Origin of the sequence: Virgibacillus senegalensis, assembly GCF_000821245.2 — a bacterium.
In the GTDB taxonomy this organism is placed as follows: Bacteria; Bacillota; Bacilli; order Bacillales; family Amphibacillaceae; genus Sediminibacillus; species Sediminibacillus senegalensis.
In genome coordinates this window covers 185,359-187,781 of record NZ_LN611422.1, presented here as the reverse complement: position 1 = coordinate 187,781, position 2,423 = coordinate 185,359, and the positions used below count along the sequence as shown (strand labels likewise).

Below are 2,423 nucleotides of genomic sequence, written 5' to 3'. Positions count from 1 at the left end.
CTACTGGCGCTACCGGACCTACCGGTGCTACCGGACCTACTGGAGCCACCGGCGCTACCGGTGCTACCGGACCTACCGGACCTACTGGACCTACGGGTGCTACCGGACCTACTGGGGCCACCGGCGCTACCGGACCTACCGGTGCTACCGGACCTACTGGACCTTAAGCCAATTGAAGTTGAAAAAGGTGTTGACTCTGTCAACGCCTTTTTCTATAAGTTTAGGTTTACATACAAACCAATACTTGCTGTAACAAATAAGCTAAGAACAGAAGGAAACTGTCAGCAATATTACTTGAAAGGAGAATAACTTATGGTTTCTATTAGTTTATGTATGATTGTGAAAAATGAAGAACAAGTACTAGCTAGATGTTTAGATTCAGTTAAAGATATGGTGGATGAAATCAATATCGTTGATACGGGTTCTACGGACAATACCGTAAACATAGCGAAAAAATATACTAATCGCGTTTTTTACTTTGAGTGGATCGGTGACTTTGCAGCAGCTAGGAATGAATCCTTCAAACATGCTACCAAAGATTATATATTATATCTCGACGCAGATGATGTAATCTTGGAAGAAGATCGAAAAAAATTCAAAAAACTAAAAGAAACGCTTAATCCTGAAGTAGATTCCGTATCCATGTATTACAACGCAGGAACGGATGAATATGGAAATGTAACCCTGCAATACAGAAGAAACCGGCTTGTCAAACGAAGCAAAAATTTCAAATGGAAGGGAGACTGCCATCAATATCTGGAAGTGTACGGAAATATCATTAATTCTGATGTGGCTGTCACACATAAAAAGATACGCCATTCTGTCGGCAGAAACCTATCCATTTATCAGAAAAAGCTAGATAGAGGCGACACGTTTACCCCTCGAGATTATTTCTATTATGGTAATGAGTTACGAGAAAACGGCCATTACGAGAAGGCAATAGAGAGTTATGAAAAAAATATAGCCATGAAAGATGGTTGGATTGAAGACAAAGTGTATGCCTGCATTAATAAAGCAGATTGCCATCGATACTTGGGAGAAACAAATAAAGAATTAGAAGCATTGTTCCAATCGTTCAATTTCTCTAAACTTCCCCGTCCGGAAACATGCAGCCGTATCGGTTTTCATTTTCAACAGCAACAGGACTACAAGTCTGCCATTTATTGGTATGACTTAGCGACACAACTGGAAACTGATCCAAATAAATGGAGTTTTACCTATCCTGCCTATGCTACTTGGTATCCGCACTTACAAATGTGTGTCTGCTACTATAATCTTCAGGATTTCGAGAAGTCCTACCACCATAATGAAAAAGCTAGGGAATACCGTCCGGACGACCCGAAAATAAAGTTTAATAAAGATTTACTGGAAAAGAAGCTGGGATTCAATCAGCAGCAAACTACTGAACTGAAATAAACAGTACCGAAAGCAAATAAAAATGTGTGAAAAAGGAGGAGGGAGATTTATCAAAAAACTCCGTAACAAAGGAGGCCACTGAAAAACTGAAGGTCTTTGAAAAGTAGAATTTTAAGTGATTTGTGCCCTCTATTCCTTCATTAGTTTAACGATTCGTTTCACATTAGCTGTAAAAATCGCCATCGCACCTTGCATGCGCATGCCTTCGAGACCCGAAGACCCCAAACGGGCATCAGGATCTGGTGATTCTTGTAGTTCCAGTTGGTCATCGGTAATCGTCTCTTTAAGTAAGTTCACCGGTTCTTTGATTTTGGGGATAAAGACGAGCTTTGGTTCTTTTTCAATGACTTCGACAAGGCGTTCTGGATAGTCTAACTCAGCTTCAAGCGTGTCTTCAGTTGGTTTTTGCTTCATCGATTCATCGACGGGATGAATCATTTTTCGGACGTTTCGGAACGGGTGCGCAATACTTCTTGAGGAGATGTTGATTGTATCGAGCTTAGGTGTGCGTCGCATCAAGAATAAGAGACTTCGATTGACTCATTCCTTTTTCAAGAGCGACCTCCACCGTTTTCCAATCAGGAGATTAAAAGGTTTTTGTCTTTAAGACGTTTGCGACGGAAGTGAGCTAAGCTGGGGTAATGGCGTCATTTTCGGGAGCCATTGCAAGGAAATACTTGAAGGACATGTCGACCTGAGCTCGTTCCACGAGATCTACGTCAGACAACGTATAGATGGTTTTCAGTTTACAAGAAAAAAGAGTGACCTCCTTTCAGAAATCAAAGAAAATCACTTCTTTTTCGTTTACCCTCTTTTGATTCCACGATGAGCGTTCGGTGGTGACGCCTGCGGGAACAGCGCGAGCCGAAGATCCACTTGGTTAAGTGATCTTCTTGACCAAGTTAGCTGAGGCCGTGCCCGCGGCAAGCATCCACCGATAAGCGATTCGTGAGAATCAACAACAAACTTTAAAATCTCTTCTGGATTAGAAAGGACTTTTTCAGTGG

4 protein-coding genes are annotated in these 2,423 nt (G+C 41.8%); 1 reads left to right on the top strand and 3 read right to left on the bottom strand.

Translation table 11 applies throughout. The annotated features are described in order from the left end of the window. The first annotated feature begins 312 nt into the window (after window positions 1-312). The gene (locus tag BN1067_RS01245) at window positions 313-1,416 is read left to right on the top strand and encodes a glycosyltransferase (protein ID WP_053217123.1); all 1,104 of its coding nucleotides are present in this window, start codon (window positions 313-315) and stop codon (window positions 1,414-1,416) included. A gap of 129 nt (window positions 1,417-1,545) precedes the next feature. Here BN1067_RS01245 and BN1067_RS01240 read toward each other — a convergent pair whose 3' ends face one another. The 3 genes from BN1067_RS01240 to BN1067_RS20045 form a co-directional block, all read right to left on the bottom strand. Next, on the bottom strand, window positions 1,546-1,935 hold the full coding sequence (locus tag BN1067_RS01240) for a hypothetical protein (RefSeq protein ID WP_199868439.1): 390 nt from the start codon (window positions 1,933-1,935) through the stop codon (window positions 1,546-1,548). Window positions 1,936-2,044: 109 nt separating this feature from the next. Further along, entirely contained in the window at window positions 2,045-2,152 is a 108-nt protein-coding gene (locus BN1067_RS20550; RefSeq protein ID WP_407701342.1) for a hypothetical protein, read from the bottom strand. 68 nt (window positions 2,153-2,220) lie between these two features. Next, window positions 2,221-2,423: hypothetical protein (locus BN1067_RS20045; protein ID WP_234400600.1), on the bottom strand; the 203-nt coding region annotated here is incomplete at its 5' end.

Bases quoted from the DNA above. Each gene is read 5' to 3' on its own strand.
- BN1067_RS01245 (WP_053217123.1), top strand. From the start codon at position 313: ATGGTTTCTATTAGTTTATGTATGATTGTGAAAAATGAAGAACAAGTA.